The following is a 4,041-nucleotide window of genomic DNA, read 5'->3' as shown; positions in this document are numbered from 1 at the left end:
TGATCGGTTCTCTGATGTGCCGGCTGGTGTGTCGTTCCATGATGAGATCGAGTGGCTGGCGGCGCAGGGTATCACGAATGGGTATTCGGATGGTCGTTTTGGTTATGGTGATCATCTGAATCGTCAGGATATGGCGATCTTCCTGTATCGTCTGGCGACGGTGCATGGCGTGGCGGGTGCCGCGTCGTTCACGCCGTCGGATGCGGATTACCAGCGGTTCTCGGATGTGAAGCGTGGTTCGTATGGTGCCAAGGAGATCCTGTGGCTGGCTCGTAATGGCATTTCGCAGGGTTCGAATGGCCGGTTCAAGGGTAATGACAAGCTGACTCGTCAGGATATGGCGGTGTTCCTGTATCGCTATGCGTTGCTGGCGGGTGTGCCCGGTGTGGGTTCGTATGCGCCGTCGGATGCCGAGTATGCCCGGTTCTCGGATGTGAAGCGTGGCACGTTCGCTTCCAAGGAGATCCTGTGGTGCGCGAAGGTGGGTATCACGCGTGGTAACGCGAATGGTACGTTCGGCTATGGTGACAAGCTGACGCGTTCGGCGATGGCCGCGTTCCTGTACCGCCTCGACAAACTCATCTGAGCACACCTTGACAAGTGAGTGGAGATTCGGTGAGCATCATGCGATTCCAAACCGATGACCACAACACTGTGACGCATCATTGATGCAGCGGGGGCTTAGGTACAAGCTTGTGCCTAAGCCCCCTTTTGCCATCCAGTGGGAAAGCAAACACAAGAAGAGTTATTCAGGGAAGGGTAACTTCAACATGGTATTGACGGGTCGCCTTGCAGGCATTCGTAAAAAAACCGTCGCCGGATTGGTCGCCGCAGCAACGTTGCTCGGCGGGTTGAGCCTCGGCATGGCCGCGTCGGAGACCGCTTCCGCGGCGCCGCTGCGCGACAGCTATGCGGAGACGGTGGGAAACGCCTCGTTCGAGGCCGCACGCAACGAGTACGGTCTGACGAAGGACATGAGGGACGGCGCCACGCTGCACACCTTCATGTGGTCGTTCGAGACGATCAAGGAGCATATGGAGGAGATCGCCCAGGCCGGCTACACCTCCATCCAGATCAACAACGTGTCCGCCGTCAAGGACAACAGCGAGCTCGGCAAGGGCAACTGGTACCTCAATTGGTACTACATCTACCAGCCGATCAACACGACGGTCGGCAACTACATCCTCGGTTCCGAGGACGAGTTCCGGCAGATGTGCGACATCGCGCACCAGTACGGCGTGCGCGTCATCGTCGACGCCGTCGCGAACCATTTCACCTCCGAATGGGAGGTCATCGATCCGTCGTGGCAGAACAAGGACTATTTCCATCCGCAGGCTCCGATCAACGATTACAACGATCGTGAGGATTGCACGCAGCACACGCTGTCCGGTCTGTGGGACCTCAACACGCAGAACAGCGAGGTCGCGCAGCGTATGGCCGAGTTCTACCGCAAGGTCGTGGCGGACGGCGCCGACGGCTTCCGCTACGACGCGGCGAAGCATATCGAGCTGACGAACGAGTTCGGCGGCTCCCAGTACTGGAACACGATTCTGCCGAACGGCGCGCAGTATCAGTACGGTGAGGTGCTGCAGGACAAGAACGTGCGCGAGACCGATTACGCCGCGATGTTCAACGACTCCTCGATCAACGGCGGCGGCGTGACCGCGTCCGACTACGGTCAGGAGATGCGCAACTCGATGAACGACCGCAGCGTCAACACGCGCTTCTTCACCGATTTCCGCCTCAACGCCCCAGTCAATCAGCTCGTGACATGGATCGAGTCGCATGACAACTACTGCGACCGCCAGTCCGAGAAGTTCACCGAGCAGCAGGTGCGCACCGCGTGGGCGACGATGAACGCCCGCGGCAAGGCGATGACGCTGTTCTTCAACCGTCCGTATGCTTCGGGCGGTACGCAGGAATGGTTCTCCGAGAAGTCGAAGATCGGCGACGTCGGCTCCGACGACTGGAAGCAGCCGGGCGTCGTCGCGTCGAACCACTTCCGCAACGCGATGGTCGGCAACGACGAGAACATCCAGAATTGCGGCGGTGACCACTGCGTCATGGTCGAACGCTACAAGTCGGACGGCAACGCGTCGAACGACGGCGTCCTCGTCGCAACGACCGAGCGCGGCGGCCAGGACCTTGCCGGCATGAGCACGAAGCTCGACAACGGCACCTACAAGGATGAGGTCTCCGGCTCGACGATCACCGTCTCCGGCGGCAAGATCACCTCCGGTTCCGTCGAGGCGAACACCGTGGCCGCGTTCTACACGCCGAAGGTCGACACGACGCCGATCTCCTCGGCCGAGGCGATGCCGAACAAGGGTGATTTCGAGGATACGAAGGACATCACGCTGCGCTCGTTCAATATGGCGAACGCCTCCTACAGCACGTCCGAGGGCGCCTCCGGCTCCTTCAACGACGGCGACATCATCACGATCGGCGCGGGCTCCGCAGGCGGCGCCGACGTGACGGTGACCGTGACCGGCACCGGCAACAACGGCAAGTCGGTGAGCCACACCTACACCTACCACAAGGGCGCACAGACCCCGGTCGAATCGGTGACAATCTCCGGTGACGGCGTGAACAATGGCCGTCTCGACATGGACCTGAACGCGTCGACAAGCGCGCAGCTCACGGCGACCGTCACGCCGTCGGACGCGACCGTGCGGAATGTGGCATGGACCTCCTCCGATCCGTCCGTTGCGACCGTCTCCTCGAGCGGCCTCGTGCGCGGTAAGAAGGCGGGTACGACGACGATCAAGGCCACGGCAGGTGGCGTCTCCGCATCGATTACGGTGACGGTGACCGGCGAGATCGTGACGCCGCAGGGTACGACCGTCTACTATCCGTCCGACAAGTTCGGCGTCGACTCCACCTACATCCACTACCGCGTCGGCACCGGCGCATGGACGACCGCGCCCGGCGCGAAGATGGAAGAGGCCTGCGACGGCTACGTCGCCTTCACGATCGACAATCCGGACCAGCAGGCGGTCGAGCTGACGTTCAACAACGGTTCGAGCAACTGGGACAGCAACGGCGGTCAGAACTACAAGGGCAGCGGCGAGGACATCCTCGTCGAGAACGGCAGGCTCACCGAAGGCGCTGCGCCGTGCGCGGTCATCCCGGTCGTGCCGGTGACCTCCGTTGTCATCAATAGCAACGACTTCTCGATCCAGGAAGGCGCTTCGAAGAAGCTCGCGGCGACTGTGCTGCCGGCGAACGCGACGAACCCGACCGTGACGTGGACGTCCTCGAACACGGCGGTCGCGACCGTCGCCTCGGACGGCATCGTTCGCGGCGTCAAGTTCGGCATCGCGAAGATCACGGCGACGGCCGACGGCAAGTCCGCATCGGTCACCATCACCGTGACCAAGGGCGACGACCCGACGCCGGTGGTTCCGGTTGAGTCGGTGGCTATCTCGGGTACTGGTGTGTCGGCTGGCAAGGCGTCGATCAACGTCGGTGCCGGACTGAATCTCAATGCGACGGTGCTGCCGAGCAACGCGACGGACCGTACCGTCACGTGGAGCACGTCGAACGCCTCGGTGGCATCGGTGGCCAATGGCACGGTGCGCGGCATCAAGGCCGGCAATGCCGTCATCACGGCGACCGCCGGCAACAAGTCCGCCTCCATCATCGTGACGGTCGAGAACAACGGCGCCGTCCTGCAGTCGATTTCGATCTCAGGCTCCGGTGTCGCGAACAACAAGCTGACGTTGGCGCAGAACAAGTCGGTGCAGCTGTCGGTGAAGGCGACCCCGGCGAACGCGACGGTCGGCGCGGCCTATTGGACGTCGTCGGATCCGTCGGTTGCGACGGTCGATGGCAATGGCAAGGTCACGGCGAAGGCCGAGGGTGTCACGGCGATCACGGTGACGGCTTCCGGTAAGTCGGCTGCGATCGTGGTCACCGTCACCAAGAATGGTGGTTCGTCTGATCGGTTCTCTGATGTGCCGGCTGGTGTGTCGTTCCATGATGAGATCGAGTGGCTGGCGGCGCAGGGTATCACGAATGGGTATTCGGATGGTCGTTTTG

The 4,041-nt window shown here is 61.9% G+C and carries 2 protein-coding genes; both read left to right on the top strand.

Features of this window, described 5'->3' with window-relative positions; genetic code table 11:
* Positions 1 to 586 (top strand): S-layer homology domain-containing protein (locus tag CGZ88_RS08770; protein ID WP_133120929.1); only part of this gene is annotated, 586 nt, incomplete at its 5' end.
* Positions 587 to 770: 184 nt separating this feature from the next.
* Positions 771 to 4,041, top strand: a 3,271-nt coding sequence (locus CGZ88_RS08765) for an Ig-like domain-containing protein (protein WP_165778745.1), incomplete at its 3' end; no start/stop codon positions are given.

This window comes from Bifidobacterium anseris, assembly GCF_002860345.1.
Lineage (GTDB): Bacteria > Actinomycetota > Actinomycetes > Actinomycetales > Bifidobacteriaceae > Bifidobacterium > Bifidobacterium anseris.
This window is presented reverse-complemented; position numbering and strand designations above follow the sequence as displayed.